This window comes from Pseudomonas sp. C2.3V, assembly GCF_058536325.1.
Genome location: NZ_JBZUBN010000001.1, coordinates 3,936,557 through 3,957,176 on the forward strand (window position 1 = coordinate 3,936,557; position 20,620 = coordinate 3,957,176).

A 20,620-nucleotide genomic window follows, 5' to 3' on the forward strand; every position below is an offset into this window, starting at 1 on the left:
AACGGTTATTCACCCATGTATTGGCGTGGAACCCGTTTCAGGTTGCAAAACAGCTGATAAGGGATCGAGCCACAGAGACCGGCCAGCTGACTGGCGGATACTTGCCTACCCCAAAGCTCTACCTGACTTCCCACCCCCGCTTGCGGCAGGTCCGTGAGATCAACCGTCAGCATGTCCATCGATACGCGACCGACAAGACGAGAGGCATGGCCATCAATCATGACAGGAGCGCCATCAGGCGCGTGCCGTGGATAACCATCCGCGTAGCCCATGGCGACTACACCAATACGGGAGGGCTGGCGGGTAACAAAGCGTGCGCCATACCCAACCGGCTCGCCAGGCGATAGCTCACGCACACTGATGATACGTGACTCCAGCGTCATGACCGGCTGTAGCTGGTCGGCCACAGGCTGTTCGGTTTCGAACGGCGTAGCGCCGTACAGCATGATGCCAGGGCGAACCCAATCACTGGGCACTTCCGGCCAGCCGAGCACAGCAGGCGAGTTCCGTAGACTGGTTGCGCCTTCTAGGCCGGCCGTAGCCCGCTGAAAGGTCTTGAGCTGACCGATGGTGGCTGAGCAATCCAGCTCATCGGCACGGGCGAAATGCGTCATTTTCACAACTTCGTCAACCTTGCCTGTCGCCTTGATCCGCTTATAGGCTGCTGCGTAATCCTCAGGAAAGAACCCTACCCGGTGCATGCCGGAGTCCAGCTTCAGCCAGACACGGATAAGCCCTGATAGAGCAGTACGTTCAAGCGCCTCGATTTGCCAGGGCGAATGGATGACGCACCACAGATTGTGGCGAGCGATCAATTCCAGCTCGCTGGCTTCGAAAAATCCTTCCAGCAGAAGTATCGGTGCCTTGATACCGGCTTCGCGCAGCTCCAGCGCTTCTTCGATACAGGCAACCGCGAAACCATCCGCCTCATTCATCAGTGCCTGCGCACATCGAACAGCACCATGTCCGTAGGCATCCGCCTTGACAACAGCCAGCGCCCTTGCCCCGTTACTGAGTTCACGAGCAAGCCGATAGTTCTGGCGTAAGGCGTTAAGGTCGATCAAGGCACGGGCGGGGCGCATGGTTATCTCTCAGAAAACAGGCGGGTAATGAAAAGACAGGACGTATAAAAAACCCGGCAGGCGCCGGGCTCTTTGGTTCTTTATTTACGGTAGCGCAGCCACCACACTCATTTCGACCAGAATTTCCGGTTCACAGAGTTTGGCTTCCACAGTTGCCCGGGCAGGCGCTACACCTTCAGGCAGCCATTCGTCCCAGACACTGTTCATGCCGGCAAAGTGGGCGTCGATATCTTTCAGATAAACCGTAACGGACAGAATATGGTGAGTGTCCGTACCGGCTTCCTTGAGTAGACGCTCGATGTTGGCCAGGGTCTCACGAGTCTGTTGTTCCACACCGGAGTTCAGGTCTTCACCGACCTGACCGGCCAGATAAACAGTACCGTTGTGAACAACGATTTCACTCATGCGGCGATTAGTGTGCAGGCGCTGGATGGCCATTCTTACGGGTCTCCTTGGAGTCGCTGTAGCGAGAAATATCAAGGCCTTCGGCGCTGATCTGTGGACGTTTCCTACCGATGACATCCGCCAGGAAACGTCCGGAGCCGCAGGCCATGGTCCAGCCCAGTGTACCGTGACCGGTGTTCAGAAACAGGTTGCGATAACGGGTAGCGCCTACGATCGGAGTACCATCCGGTGTGGTGGGCCGTAGTCCAGTCCAGAAAGTTGCCGCCTGCAGATCCCCTCCCTGCGGGTACAGGTCGTTTACGATCATCTCCAGGGTCTCGCGGCGGCGGGGGTTAAGCGAAAGGTCATAACCCGATATTTCCGCCATGCCACCTACACGGATACGGTTATCGAAACGCGTCAGCGCCACTTTGTAGGTTTCATCAAGAATCGTGGACGTAGGGGCCATATCGCCATTGGTGATCGGCACGGTAAGCGAATACCCCTTGAGCGGGTATACCGGTGCCTTGATGCCAATGGGTGCCAACAGCTGAGGTGAGTAGCTACCCAATGCCAGGACATAGTGATCGGCTGTTACCAGCTGACCGTCAATCCAGACGCCATTGAGACGATCTCCTACCGCTTCGAGCCGTTCGATCTTCTGACCAAAGCGGAATTCCACACCCAACTGACGCGCCAGCTCGGCGAGGCGATTGGTAAAGAGGAAGCAGTCACCTGTCTGGTCATTCGGCAACCGCAGCGCACCAGCCAGCTTGTCCTTGACATGGGCGAGCGCAGGCTCGGCGCGGGCGATACCGTCGCGATCCAGCAGCTCATAGGGTACGCCGGAACGTTCCAGCACAGCGATATCCTTGGCAGCGGCATCGACCTGCTGCTGCGTTCGGAATACCTGAGTCGTCCCTAACTGGCGTCCTTCGTAGGCAATACCCGTTTCGGCACGCAGCTCATCCAGACAGTCGCGACTGTACTCGGACAACCGCACCATGCGTTCCTTGTTGATCGCATAGCGCTCGGCCGTGCAGTTGCGCAGCATCTGAGCCATCCAGAGGTACTGATGAATATCGCCGGTCGGCCTGATCGCCAGAGGCGCATGCTGAGTCACCAGCCATTTGATGGCCTTGAGGGGCACGCCAGGAGCCGCCCACGGCGAGGCATAGCCAGGAGATACCTGACCTGCGTTGGCAAAGCTGGTTTCCAGCGCAGGGCCTTCCTGGCGGTCCACCACCACCACTTCAAAACCGGCCCGCGCCAGGTAATAGGCACTGACGGTACCGATTACACCACTGCCAAGCACCAGTACTCGCATAACTGTGTCTCCTCGCCGCGAAGAATCGCCTACGTTTCATAAAATCTGAGGCAGATATGAAAAGTATAAAAAGCCTTAAGCAGTGGTATTCACTAAATGAAAGGCTATATTTGGTGTAATTCTTCGGTTAAGACACTATTTTTGGAGACGCCCAGGTATGCGAACCCAGCACCAAGCGAGACGCGAGCTCGACAAGATCGATCGTAACATCCTGCGTATCCTGCAGGAGGACGGCCGCATCTCGTTCACCGAGCTGGGCGAGCGAGTCGGCCTGTCCACGACACCCTGCACGGAGCGGGTACGCCGGCTGGAGCGGGAAGGCGTGATACTGGGCTACTCGGCGCGCCTGAATCCGCAGCATCTCAAGGCCAGCCTGCTGGTCTTCGTCGAGATCAGTCTAGATTATAAATCGGGTGATATCTTTGAGGAGTTCCGCCGCTCCGTCCTGAAGCTGCCTCACGTTCTAGAGTGTCATCTGGTTTCCGGCGCATTCGACTATCTGGTCAAGGCGCGCATTTCAGAGATGGCCTCCTATCGTAAGCTTTTGGGCGACATCCTGCTCAAACTGCCCCATGTGCGGGAGTCGAAGAGCTATATCGTGATGGAAGAGGTCAAGGAGTCCCTGACGCTTCCCGTACCGGACTGAGCCAGGTCTGCACTTCCCTGGCTTGGCGCAGGCGCCTACAAACGTTTATTGTCCGACCTCAACGCTTCGCCAGGATTGTCTTTCATGGATGCAACGACCCATTCATCCACTGACCCACACGCACATGCTTCGTCTTACTACGCGGCAACGGTTAACCGAGCGCTGCAGTTCGCCCCGCTCAAGGGTGAGATTCGGGCAGATGTCTGCGTAGTAGGTGGCGGGCTCTCCGGGCTCAATACGGCTATTGAGCTAGCAGAACGTGGGTACTCGGTTGTACTGCTAGAGGCCCACCGGATCGGCTGGGGTGCTAGCGGGCGTAACGGCGGACAGCTGATCCGAGGCGTTGGCCATGATGTCGAGCAGTTTCGCCCAGTCGTTGGGGATGAGGGCGTACAGGCATTCAAGCAGATGGGGTTTGAAGCGGTAAACCTGGTACGCCAACGTATCGAGCGCTACGGCATCGAATGCGACCTTACCTGGGGTTACTGCGACCTGGCCCTGAAACCGCGTCACCTGGAAGATTTCCAGGCCGAACTGGAGGAGTTGCATCAACTAGGCTATCCCCATGCGGTTCAGCTCGTTGCACGCGACAGAATCCGCTCCGTAGTGGGTTCGGAGCGGTACCTGGGTGCGCTCATAGACTCCGGCTCCGGTCACCTGCACCCGTTGAACCTTGCCTTGGGCGAGGCCGCCGCCGCCCAGTCACTGGGGGTGCGTCTGTATGAGCAATCTGCGGTCACTCACATCGAGTATGGGTCGGAAGTATGCGTTCACACTGCGCGAGGTCAGGTGCGAGCCGAAACGCTGGTCCTCTGTTGCAACGCCTATCTCAAGGATCTGGAACCGGCCCTCTCCGGGAAGGTGCTTCCGGCAGGCAGCTACATCATTGCAACTGAGCCACTTCCCGAAGCGTTGGCCGAGGAAATCCTGCCCCATAATCGAGCCGCGTGCGATCAGCAGATTACTGTCGATTATTTTCGACTCTCACGTGATCGCCGATTGTTGTTCGGAGGCGCCTGCCACTATTCAGGCCGTGACCCGAAGGACATAGCAGGCTACATGCGCCCCAAAATGCTGAAGGTGTTTCCTCAACTCGATCGGGTCACCATCGATTTTCAGTGGGGCGGCATGATTGGAATCGGGGCCAACCGGCTTCCACAAATCGGCCGTCTCAAGGATCATCCCAACGTTTTTTATGCCCAAGCTTATGCCGGCCATGGGCTGAACGCCACGCACCTGGCAGGCCATTTGCTCGCGGAAGCCATTGCTGCCCAGTCGAAAGGGTTCGACCTGTTCAACAGCGTTCCTCACGCCACGTTTCCAGGAGGGCAACGCTTCCGCTCTCCTCTGCTTGCCTTGGGTATGCTCTGGTATCGCCTGAAAGATGCCTTCCACTAAAAAGCCGCGGCAGTTACCCGGCGCGGCTTTTTGAACACAAAGCGTTTACAGACCAGTGTTCAGGCTGGTTGCTTCGTCTGCGCCAATGTGGATGTTCATGCATTGAACCGCTGCGCCTGCAGCCCCTTTGCCTAGATTATCCAGACGAGCCACCAGGGTCAGACGCTCCTCATTTCCGAACACGAACAGGTCGGCGCGGTTGGTATCGTTGCAGCCCTGTACATCGAAGAATCCCTCGTCAAGATTGCCGGCATCCTCAACCGGCATGACGCGAATGAACTGCTCGCCCGCGTAATGCCTGGCGTATGCCGCCTGGATCGCCTCGGCATTGGCGCCTTGGGCCAGGTGCTTGACATGCAGAGGAATCGTCACGGCAAGCCCCTTCAGGAAACTGCCCACAATTGGACTGAATACGGGCGCCTCATCAATACGACTCTGCACCTGCATCTCAGGGAGGTGCTTATGCCCCTGGGTCATGCCGTATGGCCGTGGACTGGCCAGCTTGGGCTCATTCCCAGCCTCGTAATCGGCAATCATCTTCTTGCCACCACCGCTGTACCCCGTGAGGGAAAAAGCCGACAGTGGATAATCAGGCGGTAGAAGACCAGCCTCCACCAGAGGGCGAACCAGCAGGATAAATGCCGTGGCGTGGCAGCCGGGATTGGCAATGCGCTTGCTGGTACGGATTTTTTCACGCTGTCCAGCGGCCAGCTCAGGCAGGCCATAGGTCCAGCTGCTATCGGTACGAAACGCCGTGCTTGCATCGATGATGCAGGTGTTGGGGTTATCTACCAGCGCCACGGCTTCGCGAGACGCAGCATCGGGCAGACACAGAAAGGCTACATCCGCTGCGTTGAGGAAACGAGCACGCTCGGCTGGATCCTTACGCTTGTCATCGGCGATACGTAGCAGCTCGATGTCATCGCGGCCGGACAGATAATCGAGCAGACGCAACCCTGTGGTGCCTTCCTGCCCGTCAACGAATACTTTGAACGTCATGACTTGCCCTCATGCAAAACGCGCCGGCCAGGCGTTGTATGAAACGGACCTAACAGCCGCAATGGAACATGCATTGTAGCCAGACCCTACTGTTTGACGCAGCCCTATTGCCAAACAGTTATCGGCCTGATGATCGGATCAGCACGCTTCATTGCCCTGCCGGGTGAGCTTTTTACCGGTACAGCAGGCTGCGTCACGAGGCTGTACCTCCTTCATTTCAACATGTTGTGTCTGGAGAACACTGGTGGTTGAAGCCACAGTAAAATGCCGTCCTGAACCTGGATATTGCCATGCGAGATCTATCTGCGCTGCCTTCTCTCAGATCAATCCATTTGTCTGTTCATGGTTGTCATTGGCTGGCACGCTGTGCCCTGGGTGTATTACGCGCCGTCTACTGTATGCTGCAGAAATAGCAGCAGAACGCCAAAACGCGAAGACAGCTGGCTTTTTTGAACGACCGTGAACTAGCGGACATCGGTCTGACCAAAACTGAGCAACAATGCGAGCTGAACAAGCCGTTCTGGCGCTAGTCTTGTAAGGACGGTACATACCGCGCCTTATTGTTCAGGAGAGATTCATGACCCGTTTGCACCTGCTGGGCGCTGCTGCCCTGCTCAGCCTGTCTACTGCTGCGTCAGCATCCAGTTTCTTTGTGACCACCGACATGATCGTCGACGCCATTGATGCGACGTCCGACGCCACATCCGGTATCACCCATTCCATTCGTGACGACAAGATCGTCCTGGCTGCACGTGACGATGCCGCCAGTTTTGTGGCTACCGAAGGCGGCATTCGCGGCGTACGCCTGGAAGCGGCCCTGGATCGTATCCGTGCCCTGCAACCGCAGCTCGAGGCAAGCGACGCTCAGCTGGCCCAGGCCATTCTCACGTTGTAAGTCCATCGGAACGGCACCGCTGGTGTCAGCGGTGCCGTTCCGTTAGCCTTGGCCTGTAGTTTTTCTTGAAAGAGTTACCCTACCTGCCTATGCGCCTGCGTTATCTATTCATTCTAGGCATTGCCGTTACGACCACGCCCGCCTTCGCGTTCGATCCCACTACAGGATTTATTGTTCGCAGCCTCTATGTCACCAGCAAGGTGACGTCCGCTCCGTTCGATAACAAAGTAGTACGTGATGCACGTGACGATGCGGCATTATTTGTTGCCAGCGGCGGGGCTCAGCGTAGCGTTGAGCTTGAATCCGCCTTACGTTGGCTGCGTTCACATAATCCAACGCTGACCGCCAGCGATGAGGAACTGGCTGAGGCCATCCTCGCTCAATAAGCTGCTTTACCGTTCCGTTCAGGAGATTTTCCATGCGTCGTTCCTTATTTCTTGCAGCCGCGCTAGTTCTGGGTACGTCCAGCGCCGCGCACGCTCATACCGTTGTGGCGACCAGCAACATCATCGTGCGTGCGCTGGATCGCAGTATCGATTTCACTTCCGATACCACGACCTCCATCCGTGACATGAAAGTGGTGCAGGAAGCCCGTGGCGATGCGGCCAGCTTCGTTGCATCCGATGGAGACATCCGAGGCGCTCAATTGGAAGCGGCCTTCATGACCCTGCGTGAGCGTCTGCCGGAAGCACGCCAGGCCAGTGATACCGAACTTGCCCAGGCGATCCTTGCACTGTGAAACCTGCCCTTCGCCGAGCGCTCCTGGGAAAGCTCGGCCGCCTCGCCAGACCAAGCCTTCTCTGCACCGCGTTTATCGCCTGGCTAGGGGCCGGTAACGCTCACGCGACGCTGAGCCTGCATCTGGACGACCACTCATTGTCGCCAGAGCAGGCCCAGGCCACCCAGCAGTTACTCAACGAGGCACTAGGCAAGCTGCCTCCCCGCTTCAAGCAAGCATTGGATGAGGATATCTCCGTCCGTTGGAGCCAAGATCTTGAGCCGCAGGCATACGGTCGCGCAGACCGTCGTACCCTGCTGCTCAATGAGCGCCTGCTACCGGCATTGACTGACGGCAGCGATGCTCATATTCAAACCGGTCGCCCCCATGGCACCCAGCGAGAAGAAATGCTGGCGACCGTTCTGCATGAGCTTACTCATTTTTATGACCGGGAGCGGGCCTGGACTCCAGCTGAGCGCAAGGAAATAATCGCCTGTAGTACCTTGGCCTCCTCAACCAAGTCCGCTGACCTACCTATCCATTGCCAAGGTCAGGCCGGTCGCCGCTACACCTTGTCCGATGATCCCCGCCTGCTGGATCTGGCTGGCTGGCAGGTCAAGGTCAAAAAGCATGGCGCCCGCGAAACTCGCAACAATTTCATTGCACGCAGCCCCGATATCTACGAGGTGACCAACCCTCGTGAGTTCGTAGCAGTGAACATGGAGTACTTCCTGCTGGATCCCAGCTACGCTTGCCGTCGCCCGGCCCTGGCGCGCTATTTCACCGAGCACTTTGGTTGGTCTCCACCTCAACAAGAGACATGCTCCAGTAAACTGCCCTACCTGAACGCGGGCAGTGACTTTGGCAAGACCCCGCTAGGCTGGCTTGATCCTGAGCGCGTCTACGAGGTGGACTATCTGTTCGCCGAGGGTAACGAGCATGTCATGAGCCGCTGGGGACACAGCATGCTGCGCCTTGTCGTGTGCGCCCCCGGACGTCCGCGTGGCTCCGACTGTCGCCTGGACTTGCAGGAGCATCTTGTGCTGTCGTTCCGAGCCTTCGTCAACGATGTACAGATCTCCAATTGGGATGGCTTGACCGGTTCCTATCCTTCCCGGTTGTTCGTGCTTCCGCTGGCCCAGGTAGTCGAGGAATACACCAAGATCGAGCTGCGCGGCTTGCAATCCGTTCCGCTCAAACTCAGCCGTCAGGAAATCGCCGATCTCCTGGAGCGGACCGCTCAAACCCACTGGGGTTATGACGGGCATTATTACTTTGTCTCTAATAACTGTGCCGTCGAGACCTTCAAGCTCCTGCATGACAGCGTACCGCGTCTGCAACAGACTCCGCTCGACAGCATTACGCCAATCGGCCTGCTGGACGCCCTGCGGATAGAGAGCGTTGCCGATACCTCCGTATTGAACGATCAACGTGAAGCCTTGCGCCTGGGTTATCGATTCGACTCCTTCCGGGACCGCTTCCAATCCATGTTCACGGTTGCTCGTGATCGGCTTAACCTACCTCAGCAGAAAGTCGAAGACTGGCTTGAGCTGGAGCCACGGCAGCGCCGCGAATGGTTCGACCGAGCCGACCTGCGTGCCAGTGCCGCGTTGCTGTTATTGGAACAGGCGGCGCTCAGACGCGAGCTGCTCCGCGCCCAGAATGAGCTCAAGGATCGCTACCTGGGCCAGAATGGCGTTCAGGAGAAGGCTCGCTTCAGCAAGGCGGGCGATGCGCTGCAGCAACTGCTGGCCGATAGCGGCTACCTCAGCCGTCCGTCAGAGCTGCTGGGAGCAGGCGGCTACGGCCTTCCTCAGCCGGGCGAGTGGGAAAAGCTGACTGCCGAGAGTCAGCGTCGCCAAGCGCATCTGCTCAGCCTGCGCGAAACCCTCAATACGGAAGTGCGTTCTCTACTGGACAGCAAGATCCAAAACGGCCTTGATGACACCGAAGCCAACCTCAAGCAGTTGGGTGATCACCTGAGAGCCTTGCACAAGGCTTCGGGAGGACTGGAGCTACCTTGAAAAATAGGGGTTGGCTTTACCAGAGGACAACCCCTATCTCTTTTTACAGCGTATCGATTTTGAAGTTCGTACGCTCTGCTAACCGGCCTAAGCGCTTGTTATGGTCGAGCCCTTGAATGACCTCGGTAAGACGAACCCGCTCTTTGGGCTCAAGCGAGACGCTAAGGCCTTTGTTTTGAGCGGTCAGAAGCCCTATGTACGCATCACATCCCTCTCGGGCTTGACTACCTGCGTCCCGGAACTCCTTTTGACACGTTCGAACCTGCTCTTCCATTGACTTTTTAAAGGCCGCCTCACGATCAGCCTCCCAGTCGCTGGATTGAGGATCTGGAACAAAATTATAGCGCTTGGTCAACATGGCACTTCGCTTGAAGTAGCCACTGTCCTTGAGCTCCAGATTCAGATGGCTAAGCTCTACTCGGCTGGCCCCCTTGTCACTTAACAAGGTAAGCAGCGCGAACATCACGCTTGAGGGAGAGGATAAAAAACTGCCCTTATGAGGCGCATCAGAGAAAGCATCAACAAAGTCTTCTGCCTGATTCAAACCAAGCGACATCTTGACGCTCAACATGTCTGGCAGATCGGCCTCCAGATCAGCCACTGCTGTTTGAGACTCCCGTTGGTAATCCCAGTGCAGTCTTCCGTCAAAAGGCTTGAGTTCATGCAGACCACTGCCGCTCAATAACTCGGCGATACCTGAGCGATAGATAAATCCTGTCTGCCTTTCCTCATCAACGCGTGAAACAACCTCACTGAAACGTATATCTGCGCTACTACGATCGCGCTGATCATACAGGTTGCTAACCTCAAGCTCACCGATAGTCACTCCAGCGTCTGCAAGTTCAACATCGTGCAGTGTGTAAGAGCTACCTAACGGAGAGGCAGAAATAGAGCGCCAGCTGACTTGATCCTGCATATCGTGATCAAAGAGCCAGTTACGAATAACCTCTTCGCCACGTTTGGCATTGTGCGATTTCAAACCCACGATGCCTGCTACAACGATAGCCAAGGCAACCGGCACGGCTATCTTTACGTTACGCATCCCTGACATCACTCATCTCCCTGCTGGCGTCCCGGCCACGCTTTATTAACCGTCTCCTGTGCTTTTTCTGGAGACCACTCTGGGTCGTTCAACTTCAAGCGCATCAGCTTGACGGGATCACGTAGATCACTGCAGCCCTTGCTTTCACATGCCATGAGCGTACTACCCTCGACATGAGTTAAGGGCAGACCCTGCTTATCCTGTTTTTCACTGCTCAAGCTTTCCTTTCCGCGAAGCAGATACCATCCCTCTGCCACCGTTGCCTCAGCCGGTACGCTCAGCTCAGCCTCGTAGGGATAATCGATACGCCACAAACCGCCGGACTGCTTGTCCAGATGGGCAATCAGACTGACCTCCTGAGCATGACCCTGCATCATGGAGTAGTAGCCACCATGACCGGTAGGCTGGTAGGACACATCCCGTACCTGTCGGGCCAACAACGCCTTAGGCTGCTCTTTAGCCTGAATACGCAGCGCCCTGTAATCTGCCAGCTGCCGCTGAGCTTCGTAGCCGTCCTGCTCCAACCGACGCTGCGTCTCGCGTTTGCGCTCAGCATCGATTTCTGCCTGTTTACGCGCTTGGCGTTCTTCCCAACGGAACAGGTAGTTAGTTGAGTTATTAGGATCAAACTGCCAGAACTGGCCGCGGCTGTTATAACCGAGAGTGGTCTTATACAGCCAATAGTCCTTCTGGTTGTCACTCGAACTGTATATCAGGGACTCGTCTGTCGCTTTCTTCAGGTCACGTACTGCCAATAGGTCAAAGGAGCCGCCCTTGATACCTAATTGCTCGACTCGCTGGGTAATACGATCAATGACCGCCTGAATGCTATTCAGCTGCCTGAACAACTCCTGGTTTTCGGTAACAATCAAAACACTAGGACTCTGGGCGCTCCAGACGCCTAAATAACTGTGATACGGAATTTGCCAAAGCGCATACAGCTTGTTCTGAGCATCACTGTCCAAAAGATAGAGAGCCGCCTGGTTACTATCAAACCCTATGAATGGCAAATCCTCCACAGCACGATTAAACAGCAGGCCTTCATGGAAGATACCGCTAAATTCCTTCTGCTTTTTGCCATCGCTACGCACTAGAAACAGCTTGCCCTTCCCTTCCGCAAAACCACTGGAGGAACAGCCTACGCCATTCGACTGCGCGCTCAGGTACTGAGTCTCCACCTCCCCCTTGACCGGCAAGCGGAACACACAGCCTTGCTGATCACGAAACTCCATCAAAAAGTCGGCCTTTACCGTCCCCTCAGAAACCACTTCAGGGTGCCAACCGGATACCTCAAAGGTAGGCGCAGGTGCCGACGTGGCTTTCTGGGGAGCCGGCTCCGGTACAAGCTGCTCTGTCGGTTGCGGTTGCGGTTGCGGTTGCGGTTGCGGTTGCGGTTGCGGTTGCGGTTGCGGTTGCGGTTGCGGTTGCGGTTGCGGTTGCGGTTGCGGTTGCGGTTGCGGTTGCGGTTGGATAGTGGAAGGCTCGGCCACCGAGGAGTCAAGTGCTACGGGAGCCGTTTCGGCAGGGGTCGCTACCGGCATGACAACAACCCAAGCGTTGGCCTTGTCGGCGTTACCCTGAGAATACACTTTGCCCTGTCCGTCCAACGCTTGCCAGTGAACATGCGCTGCGTCTGCGCACTGATTGGCAATGAGCCCGCCCAATTTGGGCATCAAACGCTCAACACTACCGGTCTGTGGTGTAGTGCCATAGACAAAGCGCATTGAAAGATTAGGTGCACACCATGCTTGATTTGAAGCATGATCAATAAATACCTCAACGTTTTCCGCTTTGGAATAGGCAAGGCGATGACTATCAGCATTGGCAGCCAAGCTGGCAGCCAATGCTATCATCAGAAAAACACTGCGTTTCATGACTTATCCTTGTCAGATCAATTCCCAAGCGCCATCCGCGGCCTGACAGGCCTTAACGCTCTGTTGATCATTTCCTGACTTACTGGAAATCGAATAGTTAACGGTACGACATGTAGTCTGTGCCGTCAGTTTTTCTTCGATTGGCGCGGCATCCAGGTCGATGGCATCCAGATCAACGCCCTTCTGTTTTGCGCTCGCTACATCCAGGGTATCCAGATCGACTGCGGGTGCGGCAGGTGTTTTGGCCTGAGTCGTTGCAACCTGGTTTTTCTGAGCTTTCATGGGCTCAACCAGAGGCGCATAAACATAGCCTACGCTCACGCCCTTGCGCCCCACCATGATCCAGTTATTGTCAGTTCGTCCGATGGCAGTAAATGTTGTGCCCGTAGCCAGCCCCCCAACCTTATCGGCAGCCTGATTAGGCGCATTCCGAATATTAGCGGACTTGATAGCTTGGTAAGGCTTGTTAAGGAGCGCCATATTAGGCACTGCCTTAACGCTAGCCGTGCGCTTGATGGAGACTTGCCGTTCCTGTTTTTCAGTGCTTACCGGTACAATTTTGGCCTGAGCGCCACTGTGACTGGAGCTCCAGGTAGTTATCTGTCCATCCTGAGTGTTATCCAGAACGCTTTGGGTCTGTGCAGCCAGGGCCTCACGGTCACGCTGGTCAAGTTTGGAGCCGATCGACTTGCCCAAAGCGCCCCCAGCCAGAGCACCCGCAATCATGGCGGCTGTTCTACCGCTTCCACTGCCAACCTGGCTACCGACAAGCACACCTGCTGCCGCGCCGAGGACCGTACCTACGTTTTCCTGATTGAGCCATTCGTTTTGCGACATGTTGGCGCAACCCGCTCCTATGCCCATCGTACAGGCCAAGCCAATAGCCGAAAATTTCTTGAGAGGCTTTTTCATGCCGGACTCCTTGTCTTAATGAATTCCCTATACGCATGCTTGAATGCATACGACTGGCAAGGTTATACCAAGCACAGACTAGGCTGACGTTATAGAAGATTGCTATTTTGCCTTGATTTTAAGAGCTATACATCTATTAGCTTACAATCGGTCTGGTGGTTATAGACTGAGCATTGGGAAAAGAAAAATAAGAAGTTATTTACCTTTACTGCTTCGGGCACCCTCGTGACTACGATTCTTCTTGCTCTCTGGCCGCTGTTCGCCCTCATCGTGGCAGGGTACTGGATGCGCCAAAAAGGCTTTCCTGGCGAGGCCTTTTGGCCAGCTGCGGATCGACTCAATTACTTCATTCTTTTTCCATCGCTTCTGTTCAACAATCTCGCTACAGCACCACTTGATGACCCCGCTCTGGCACATCTGGCGCTGGCGGCCCTGACGGGGCTGGGTGCTTTATGGATTGCCCTGTTGCTTGCTAGACGTTTTTACCACTGGCCTGCCGAGCGGTTCGGCGTCATTGCCCAGGGCACCCTGCGCTTCAATACCTACCTGGGGCTAGCAACCGTAGGCAGTCTGTTGGGCAAATCGGGCCTGGGACAGGCTGCGTTACTGCTGGCCCTAATGGTACCCACCGTAAATGTCATGTCGGTTTGGGCACTGAAAGCCGAGCGCGGCGCTCGCTTGGGTGAGTTGTTATTACCCGTCCTACGCAATCCCCTTATTCTGGCCTGCGCAGCAGGCGCGTTGGTGAATCTGCTGGGATGGGGGCTGCCCTTTGGCACGGATCGGCTACTGGGGCTTCTGGCAGCAACCAGCTTGCCTCTAGGACTTTTCTGCGTAGGCGCCGCCCTGAAACTTCAACAGATCGCTGGCGAATGGCGAGCCATTGGCACCATGACACTGTTCCGCCTGCTGGCATGCCCTCTCCTGGCAGGGTTGATCGCTTACCTTCTAGGCCTGCCACCTCATGAGAGGCTTCTGCTCGTTCTGTTTTTCTCGCTGCCTACCGCACCGACCGCTTATGCACTGACCCGCCAGCTAGGCGGGGACAGTGCACTCATGGCAGGTGTCATCACATTGCAGACACTTGTGGCTGCGTTCACATTACCACTGGTGATTTCGCTGCTGGGGGGCAGCCTCCCGCAAGGTTCATGAAAGCTTGCCCGGTTAGGATCAATTATCCAAAGGGTTAATGGCCCACTTATGGCAATGCCATGACGTGCACCTGCGGTACTAACAAAAACAAAGGATTAACTCCATGATTCGCTTGTCCCCAGCAGTGGCCCCCGCCGCTCCATGCCTCTCCATACGCTACTCGTGAGCCCTGAATCACGCTTCGGTCGTTTCTTTACCTTTCACGCGTAACCGTTGGAGTTTCCCATGCTGACATTCCTTGGCTTCGCCATGGTCGTGACCTTCATGTTTCTGATCATGACCAAGCGGCTCACCCCTCTCATTGCGCTTACTATGGTCCCGATTCTCTTTGCCGTACTGGCATGGGCGTTGGGTAATCACTTTGCCAGCCTTGGGCATATCCAGCTCAATTCGCTCGGCCCCATGATGCTGGATGGATTGCGCACACTGGCGCCTACTGGCGTGATGCTGCTGTTCGCCATCCTCTACTTCGCTATCATGATTGATACCGGCCTGTTCGATCCGGCAGTTCGCTGGATTCTGAAACTGGTAAAGGGCGACCCGCTCAAGGTTGCCATCGGTACGGTCTTCCTGACCCTGGTGGTATCGCTCGACGGTGACGGTTCGACGACTTACATGATCTGCGTGGCAGCCATGTTCCCGCTGTACAAGCGTCTGGGAATGAATCCGCTGATCATGACGTGCCTGATGCTGCTGTCCAGTGGCGTCATGAACCTTACGCCTTGGGGTGGCCCGACGGCACGCGCAGCCAGTGCGCTGCACGTAGACCCAGCGGATGTTTTTGTCCCGATGATCCCTGCCATGCTGGCTAGTATTGTCTGGCTGTTTGTCCTGGCCTATCTCTATGGACGCCGTGAACGGGCACGCCTGGGCATTCTGGAAATCCATGAAAGCGAAGGTGCCAAGGTTACCGTTTCTCAGTGCGAAGAAGCCCGCCGTCCTCATCTGCGCTGGTTCAACGGTCTTCTGACCCTGGCCCTAATGGCAGCGCTAGTCAAAGGCATTCTGCCCATGCCAGTGCTATTCATGATTGCCTTCGGCATCGCCATGACTATCAACTACCGCAATATCGATCTGCAAAAACAGCGTGTTGCCGCTCATGCGGAAAATGTTCTTGCGGTAGTTTCACTGATTTTCGCCGCCGGGATCTTCACAGGCATCCTGTCAGGCACCGGCATGGTGGACGCTATGTCCAAAAGCCTTTTGGCCGTTATTCCGGAAGCGCTTGGCCCGTATATGGCCGTCATCACTGCGCTGGTAAGCATGCCGTTTACCTTTTTCATCTCCAACGATGCGTTCTACTTTGGCGTACTGCCCGTATTGGCCGAAGCAGCTGGTCACTACGGTATCGCTCCAGTGGAAATTGCTCGTGCGTCCATCGTAGGCCAACCGGTGCATCTCCTGAGCCCATTGGTACCTTCGACCTACCTGCTGGTGGGTTTGGCTAAAGTAGAGTTTGGCGATCATCAACGCTTTACTCTCAAGTGGGCAGTCGTGACATGTCTGGCTATGCTGGTAACAGCTTTGTTACTAGGTGTGTTTCCGCTGTTCAGTGGTACCTGAACTAACGAAATTTTCACATTTACCTGATTAGTTTTGTCGGTTTGTTTTCGGTACTCGTCGTACCGACGTTAATGAAGAGGAATTGGAATGGAGTGGCTGACAAGCCCGGAAATCTGGGTGGCTTTCTTTACCCTGACGGCCCTGGAAATCGTATTGGGTATCGACAACATCATCATGATCTCGATCCTGGTGAGCCGTATGCCCAAGGCGATGCAACCACGCACACGTTTCTTCGGCCTGGCACTGGCCATGGTGACACGGATCCTGCTGTTGCTCTCGATCACTTGGGTGATGCGCCTGACGGCCGATCTGTTCCATGTGTTTGGCCAAGGCATCTCCGGGCGCGACCTCATTCTGTTCTTTGGTGGCCTGTTCCTCCTGTACAAGAGCAGTACCGAGATCTATCACGGCCTGGAAGGTGAAGAGGAAGAAAGCGACGAGCCCAAGGGCAAGGGCGGCAGCTTTATCTCTACCATCGTCCAGATCGCGATCATCGACATCGTGTTCTCGCTGGACTCGGTCATTACGGCAGTGGGTATGGTGCAACATGTACCGGTGATGGTTGCAGCGATCATTGTTGCAGTACTGGTAATGATGCTGGCAGCAGGTGGTATCAGCAGCTTCATCGACAAGCACCCTAGCCTGAAGATGCTCGCACTGTCCTTCCTGATCGTAGTGGGTACCGTGCTGATCGCCGAGAGTTTTGAGATTCACGTACCCAAGGGCTATGTCTACTTCGCCATGGCGTTCTCGCTGGCAGTGGAAGCCATCAATATCCGCATGCGTACCGCAGCCGCCCGCAAGAAGGCCCAGCAAGGGCATCCTGTGAAATTGCGTAAGAATACGCCGTAAGCCCTACGGCAGTGAAAGCCCCGGTTTACCGGGGCTTTTTTATGGCTTCCTTTCACCAGGCATAAAAAAAGCCCACCCGCCTTTCAGCGAGTGGGCTTTTCAGTCGCGCGGTCGGGTTATTACACCTTGCTGCGCTCGTAACGCTTACGATCGTTTTCGTTGAGCAGCTTCTTGCGCAGACGAATCGACTTAGGGGTTACTTCAACCAACTCATCTTCAGCGATGAATTCCAGGGCCTGCTCAAGGGTGAACTTGATTGGCGGAACCAGGGCGATAACCTCGTCCTTGCCGGAAGCACGCATGTTATCGAGCTTCTTGCCCTTGGTGGGGTTCAGCACGAGGTCATTGTCACGGCTGTTGATACCGCACAGCTGGCCTTCATAGATTTCATCGCCAGGCGCGAGGAACAGCTTGCCGCGGCTCTGCAGAGTTTCCAGCGAGTACGTCAGTGCAGTACCGGTAGCCATGGACACCAGCACACCGTTCTGACGGTTAGTCACTTCGCCAGCCTTGATCGGACCATAGTGGCTGAAGGTCGAGGTAAGGATGCCAGTACCCGAGGTCAGAGTCAGGAAGTTGTTACGGAAGCCGATCAGACCACGTGCCGGAATGGTGTACTCCAGACGAACACGGCCTTTTCCGTCAGGGATCATGTTGCTCAGATCGCCCTTACGCAGACCCATTTGCTCCATAACGGGGCCCTGATGCTGCTCTTCGATGTCGATGGTGACGTTCTCGTACGGCTCCTGCTTTTCGCCGTTTTCGTTCTCGATGATCACCACCTCTGGACGACCTACCGCCAGTTCGAAGCCTTCACGGCGCATGTTCTCGATCAATACGGACAGGTGCAGCTCACCACGGCCAGAGACCTTGAACTTCTCAGGAGATTCGCCCTGCTCAACACGCAGTGCCACGTTGTGCAGCAGCTCCTTATCCAGACGGTCTTTAATGTTACGGCTGGTCACGAACTTGCCTTCCTTGCCAGCGAACGGCGAGTCATTGACCTGGAAGGTCATCGAAACGGTCGGCTGGTCAACGGTCAGCGGAGGCAGCGCCTCGACGGTCTGCTGGTCGCACAGGGTATCGGAAATGAACAGCTCGTCCATGCCGCTGACGCAAACGATGTCACCGGCCTGCGCCTCAGGAACCTCGACACGCTGCAGACCGTGGTGACCCATGATCTTCAGAATGCGGCCGTTACGCTTCTTGCCATCGGCACCGATAGCGGTTACCGGAGTGTTGGCCTTGATGGTACCGCGTGCGATACGGCCAATGCCGATCACGCCAAGGAAGCTGCTGTAGTCCAGCTGGGAGATCTGCATCTGGAACGGGCCGTTCACGTCGACCTGAGGGGCCGGTACGTGGTCAATGATGGCCTGGAACACAGCATCCATGTTGTCGTCCATCTTCTCGTAGTCCATGCCGGCAATGCCGTTCAGGGCGCTGGCGTAGACGATCGGGAAATCCAGCTGCTCATCAGTGGCGCCCAGGTTGTCGAACAGGTCGAAGATCTGGTCGATAACCCAATCTGGACGCGCGCCCGGACGGTCGATCTTGTTCACGATCACGATCGGACGCAGGCCCGCCTTGAACGCCTTCTGGGTCACGAAACGGGTCTGAGGCATGGGGCCGTCTTGCGCGTCCACAACCAGCAGTACGGAGTCAACCATCGACATTACACGCTCTACTTCACCGCCGAAGTCAGCGTGACCGGGTGTATCCACGATATTGATGTTGTAGCCGTTCCACTTGATCGCCGTGTTCTTGGCCAGGATGGTAATACCACGCTCTCTTTCCTGGTCGTTGGAGTCCATGACGCGCTCGCCTTCAGCTTCCTTGCGGTCCAGCGTACCGGACAGCTTCAGCAGCTTGTCTACCAGCGTGGTCTTGCCATGGTCAACGTGGGCGATGATGGCGATATTACGAAGATTCTCGATCACTTTTTCAGTCTCGTTATCAAGTTGAGCCGGGCCGCAGCGGCTGATCACAGCAAGCCCGACACGACATTCAGCAAAATTCATTCAAGCCCAAAGGGCATTTAATCCAGAGAAACAAAGGCGCCAATGAGATCTGCGCCTACGAGCAGCCCGACAGGCCTGCCCTCAATCCCGGTCGGGAGGGCGATGGCGAATGCTGCCGCCAAACAGCCCGGGCTGTTTAGTCCGGGCGATAAACACGTACATTCGCATGCCCCTCATTGAGCAAATGATGAGCATGCAGGCGACTCATGACACCTTTGTCACAGTAGAGAAGGTACTGGCGATTCTCGTCCAGTTCCTTGAATCGATTATTCAGTGCAAAGAATGGCATAGCCTGCACTTCGACACCGTCCACGGCCAGAGGATCATCCTCCTGACTATCTGGGTGACGAATGTCGAGCACGATCTGACCAGGCAGCGCCTGGCTGACTTCCTCAACCTTCAAGTCCTTGCCAAGCTCGTCGATCACCTTGTCGACTGTCATCATCGTAGCGCGCTCAAGGGCTGCGTCCAGGATGGCCATGTCGAATTTGGTTTCTTCGTGCTCGATACGGTAGCCCTTGGCCTTGGTCGTCGGGTTCACCGAAATCACGCCGCAGTACTCCGGCATGTGCTTGGCAAATGCCGCCGTGCCGATCTGTTCGGCCGTGTCGATGATGTCCTGCTTGTGACTGGCCAGCAGTGGACGCAGCACCAGCGTATCGGTGACACGGTCGATTACGGCCAGGTTGGGCAGGGTCTGGCTGGAAACCTGCGAGATCGCCTCGCCCGTGACCAACGCATCGATGTCCAGGCGCTCGGCCATGCGGCTAGCTGCGCGCAGCATCATGCGCTTGAGGATGACGCCCATCTGGCTGTCATCTACCTTGGTCAGGATCTCGCCGACCACCTCTTCGAACGGCACGCTGATAAACAGCACGCGCTGGGAGCGGCCGAATTTCTCCCACAGATAATGGGCAACCTCCATAACGCCCAATTCATGAGCACGCCCACCCAGATTGAAGAAGCAGAAATGACTGACCAAGCCGCGACGCATCATCTGGTAGGCGGCAACGGTTGAGTCGTAACCACCGGACATGAGCACCAGCACCTGTTCGAGGGCACCCAGTGGATACCCTCCCAGACCGTCGTGCTGCCGATCAATCACGAACAGGCGGTCATGGCGGATCTCAATGCGTGCAAGCACCTCGGGATCCTTGAGGGAAATCCCTGCACCGCCACAGCGCTGGCGCAGTCCGCCCCCGACGTAGCGCTCTACGTCCATGGAGCTGAAATCATGTTTGCCGGCCCGCTTGCAGCGCAAGGAGAATACCTTGCCGCGAATGCGCTCACCGAAATGCTGGATGCATTTGTCGAGAATATCTTCGAAGTCGCCCAGCGGGTATTCATGGACCTCCAGGAAATGACCGATCCCTGGCGTGCAGGTCAGGCGCTCGATCATCTCGCGCAGAACCTTCGGCTCGGTTTGCTGTGTTTCGACTTCCAGATTATCCCACTCACCCTCCACCGTCAGGTTCGGGTCCAGATCTCTCAAGACCACCCGGATATTCTTCGCCAGCTGGCGAATGAAACGCTTGCGCACCGGACGACTTTTGATAGTGATTTCCGGAAAGACTTTGACGATGAGCTTCATGAAATTTTAAAGAAGAGCGGAAACGACGAGAAAAGGTCGACAAGTATAGCTCAAACTGAAAGTTCTGACTTCCATTGGTCTAAATACATAAAAGCACCAATTTGGTGCTATAAAAAATATAAAGCACGCTTTTGGTGCTC

General features: G+C 56.0%; 18 protein-coding genes and 1 pseudogene. 10 read left to right on the forward strand and 9 right to left on the reverse strand.

Features of this window, described 5'->3' with window-relative positions:
• Positions 1-5 precede the first annotated feature (5 nt).
• The 3 genes from alr to dadA form a co-directional block, all read right to left on the reverse strand.
• A complete protein-coding gene (gene alr, locus AC4LF3_RS18615; protein WP_434154172.1) occupies positions 6-1,082 on the reverse strand; it encodes an alanine racemase in 1,077 nt (358 codons plus the stop codon).
• A gap of 84 nt (positions 1,083-1,166) precedes the next feature.
• Positions 1,167-1,520 carry a RidA family protein gene (locus AC4LF3_RS18620; RefSeq protein WP_010796113.1) on the reverse strand — a complete coding sequence of 118 codons (354 nt, stop codon included), beginning with the start codon at positions 1,518-1,520 and terminating at the stop codon, positions 1,167-1,169.
• Positions 1,495-2,793 carry a D-amino acid dehydrogenase gene (gene dadA, locus AC4LF3_RS18625; protein WP_239383419.1) on the reverse strand — a complete coding sequence of 433 codons (1,299 nt, stop codon included), beginning with the start codon at positions 2,791-2,793 and terminating at the stop codon, positions 1,495-1,497. Before dadA ends, AC4LF3_RS18620 begins: the two co-directional genes overlap by 26 nt.
• Before the next feature lie 157 nt (positions 2,794-2,950).
• On the opposite strand from dadA, the gene AC4LF3_RS18630 reads away from it, so the two are divergent.
• Together AC4LF3_RS18630 and AC4LF3_RS18635 are read left to right on the forward strand one after the other, a co-directional pair.
• Positions 2,951-3,439, forward strand: a complete 489-nt coding sequence (locus tag AC4LF3_RS18630; protein WP_010796115.1) for an Lrp/AsnC ligand binding domain-containing protein — start codon at positions 2,951-2,953, stop codon at positions 3,437-3,439.
• A gap of 84 nt (positions 3,440-3,523) precedes the next feature.
• The gene (locus tag AC4LF3_RS18635) at positions 3,524-4,837 is read left to right on the forward strand and encodes an NAD(P)/FAD-dependent oxidoreductase (RefSeq protein WP_312271199.1); all 1,314 of its coding nucleotides are present in this window, start codon (positions 3,524-3,526) and stop codon (positions 4,835-4,837) included.
• A gap of 45 nt (positions 4,838-4,882) precedes the next feature.
• Here the strand turns inward: AC4LF3_RS18635 and argC are convergent, their stop codons facing one another.
• A complete protein-coding gene (gene argC, locus AC4LF3_RS18640; protein ID WP_074827114.1) occupies positions 4,883-5,836 on the reverse strand; it encodes an N-acetyl-gamma-glutamyl-phosphate reductase in 954 nt (317 codons plus the stop codon).
• 422 nt (positions 5,837-6,258) lie between these two features.
• Between argC and AC4LF3_RS18645 the strand changes: the two are divergent.
• From AC4LF3_RS18645 to AC4LF3_RS18665, 5 genes and pseudogenes are all read left to right on the forward strand, one after another.
• A pseudogene (locus tag AC4LF3_RS18645) lies at positions 6,259-6,366 on the forward strand (DUF1127 domain-containing protein); the annotation flags it as partial.
• A 47-nt stretch (positions 6,367-6,413) separates the two neighbouring features.
• Complete coding sequence (locus tag AC4LF3_RS18650) at positions 6,414-6,731, forward strand: DUF2388 domain-containing protein (protein ID WP_010796119.1); 318 nt, start codon at positions 6,414-6,416, stop codon at positions 6,729-6,731.
• A 95-nt stretch (positions 6,732-6,826) separates the two neighbouring features.
• Positions 6,827-7,117 carry a DUF2388 domain-containing protein gene (locus AC4LF3_RS18655; protein ID WP_372238900.1) on the forward strand — a complete coding sequence of 97 codons (291 nt, stop codon included), beginning with the start codon at positions 6,827-6,829 and terminating at the stop codon, positions 7,115-7,117.
• A 32-nt stretch (positions 7,118-7,149) separates the two neighbouring features.
• Positions 7,150-7,470, forward strand: coding sequence for a DUF2388 domain-containing protein (locus AC4LF3_RS18660; RefSeq protein ID WP_010796121.1), 321 nt, complete (start codon positions 7,150-7,152; stop codon positions 7,468-7,470).
• Between the two features lie 23 nt (positions 7,471-7,493).
• On the forward strand, positions 7,494-9,473 hold the full coding sequence (locus tag AC4LF3_RS18665) for a DUF7844 domain-containing protein (protein ID WP_491836337.1): 1,980 nt from the start codon (positions 7,494-7,496) through the stop codon (positions 9,471-9,473).
• Between the two features lie 43 nt (positions 9,474-9,516).
• On the opposite strand, the gene AC4LF3_RS18670 is transcribed toward AC4LF3_RS18665, so the two are convergent.
• From AC4LF3_RS18670 to AC4LF3_RS18680, 3 genes are read right to left on the reverse strand one after another with little or no spacing between them, the layout of a single operon-like run.
• Positions 9,517-10,524 carry a hypothetical protein gene (locus AC4LF3_RS18670; protein ID WP_150348493.1) on the reverse strand — a complete coding sequence of 336 codons (1,008 nt, stop codon included), beginning with the start codon at positions 10,522-10,524 and terminating at the stop codon, positions 9,517-9,519.
• Positions 10,524-12,389, reverse strand: a complete 1,866-nt coding sequence (locus AC4LF3_RS18675) for a hypothetical protein (RefSeq protein ID WP_491836147.1) — start codon at positions 12,387-12,389, stop codon at positions 10,524-10,526. The genes AC4LF3_RS18670 and AC4LF3_RS18675 overlap by 1 nt, the downstream gene beginning before the upstream one ends.
• Positions 12,390-12,401: 12 nt before the next feature.
• Positions 12,402-13,301: an SH3 domain-containing protein gene (locus AC4LF3_RS18680; protein ID WP_434135154.1), complete on the reverse strand. Its 900-nt coding sequence runs from the start codon at positions 13,299-13,301 to the stop codon at positions 12,402-12,404.
• Between the two features lie 225 nt (positions 13,302-13,526).
• Between AC4LF3_RS18680 and AC4LF3_RS18685 the strand changes: the two genes are divergently transcribed.
• The 3 genes from AC4LF3_RS18685 to AC4LF3_RS18695 all read left to right on the forward strand — a co-directional run bounded on the left by AC4LF3_RS18685 (position 13,527) and on the right by AC4LF3_RS18695 (position 16,868).
• Positions 13,527-14,453 carry an AEC family transporter gene (locus tag AC4LF3_RS18685; RefSeq protein ID WP_312271198.1) on the forward strand — a complete coding sequence of 309 codons (927 nt, stop codon included), beginning with the start codon at positions 13,527-13,529 and terminating at the stop codon, positions 14,451-14,453.
• 225 nt (positions 14,454-14,678) lie between these two features.
• Entirely contained in the window at positions 14,679-16,016 is a 1,338-nt protein-coding gene (locus tag AC4LF3_RS18690) for a CitMHS family transporter (RefSeq protein WP_312271197.1), read from the forward strand.
• A gap of 87 nt (positions 16,017-16,103) precedes the next feature.
• Positions 16,104-16,868: a TerC family protein gene (locus tag AC4LF3_RS18695; RefSeq protein ID WP_010796125.1), complete on the forward strand. Its 765-nt coding sequence runs from the start codon at positions 16,104-16,106 to the stop codon at positions 16,866-16,868.
• A 119-nt stretch (positions 16,869-16,987) separates the two neighbouring features.
• Here the strand turns inward: AC4LF3_RS18695 and typA are convergent, their stop codons facing one another.
• Positions 16,988-18,808 carry a translational GTPase TypA gene (gene typA, locus AC4LF3_RS18700; protein WP_026004159.1) on the reverse strand — a complete coding sequence of 607 codons (1,821 nt, stop codon included), beginning with the start codon at positions 18,806-18,808 and terminating at the stop codon, positions 16,988-16,990.
• A gap of 217 nt (positions 18,809-19,025) precedes the next feature.
• Entirely contained in the window at positions 19,026-20,480 is a 1,455-nt protein-coding gene (gene thiI, locus AC4LF3_RS18705) for a tRNA uracil 4-sulfurtransferase ThiI (RefSeq protein ID WP_019367301.1), read from the reverse strand.
• Between the last annotated feature and the right edge of the window lie 140 nt (positions 20,481-20,620).